This is a genomic window from Actinosynnema sp. NPDC023658, assembly GCF_040639995.1.
Lineage (GTDB): Bacteria > Actinomycetota > Actinomycetes > Mycobacteriales > Pseudonocardiaceae > Actinosynnema.
On sequence record NZ_JBFAAX010001531.1, the window covers coordinates 1 to 1,006 of the forward strand.

Below are 1,006 nucleotides of genomic sequence, written 5' to 3' on the forward strand. Positions count from 1 at the left end.
GCCGTGCCGGATCAGCGGCGCGTCCGGGGGGGCCCCGGGGGGACCCCCGGGGGGGGCCGTCCCCCCCCCCCCGGCCCCGGTGGTGGTGGGCGGGGCGGGGGGGCCCGCCCCCCCCCCGCCCCCCCCCGCCCGTCAGGGCCGCTGCCCCGGCTGGTCCACCACGGCCTGCTCGACCATCGCGTCGAAGTTCGTGCCGAGCAGCTCGTAGGTGGTCGCGTCGAACACGATCACCACCGGCTCGGCGTCGGGCAACGAGCCCGCCGGCGTCGGCCAGGTGATGCCGATCCCCGAACGACCCGCGCCGTCCTCCGCGTCCGGCACCACGCTGAGCCCTGGCACGCGCGCCGCCGCCTCGTACAGCGCGGCCCTGGTCCGCTGCGGCAGGTAGGCCTCCCGGATCAGCGCCAGCACGTCCTTGCCGCGCGCGTTGACGCTGCCCGGCTCACCGCTCGCGTTCGCGTCGAGGTAGGCCAGCATCCCGTCCACGTCGGTCGGCAGGTCCGACCGGTACGCGGGCTTCGGCTCGCACGGCTCGGTACCCAGCACCTGCCCCGGCACCTTGAACACGTCCCGCTGCCCGTTCTCGCACCCCGGCAGCGGCATGGCCCCGCCGTGGTCGCGCAGCAGGCCGTCCCGGGTGCCGTCGACCGACAGCCAGATCTCCCGGTCGGGTCCGTCGCCACCGTGGCTGCGGGTGTAGACGAACTGGTCCGGCCGGGGAGGGGCGGACGGGTCGGCACGGGCCGCCTCGGCGGCGAAGCCGAGCACCCGCACCGCGTCCAGGACCGGCCTGACCTCGGCCGACGCGGACGTGGACGAAGCCGTGGACGTGGACGACGGCACCGTGGCCCCGGCCTGACCGCCGGAGGGCGGCTGACCCGACGGGAGCAGGGTGATCGTCGCCGCGACGGCCGCCGCCAGGCCGATCACGGACGTCCCGACCAGCGCGAACCTCGACCGCCGCTTGCGCAGCCGCACCGGCCCCCGCTCGGCCACCCCCGCCAGG

Annotated in this window: 1 protein-coding gene; it reads right to left on the reverse strand. The window is 77.6% G+C overall.

Annotation, left to right across the window (positions count from 1 at the left end; all coding sequences use genetic code 11):
• Nucleotides 1-132: 132 nt before the first annotated feature.
• Nucleotides 133-1,006, reverse strand: an 874-nt coding sequence (locus AB0G02_RS42310) for a CU044_5270 family protein (RefSeq protein WP_360806859.1), incomplete at its 5' end; no start/stop codon positions are given.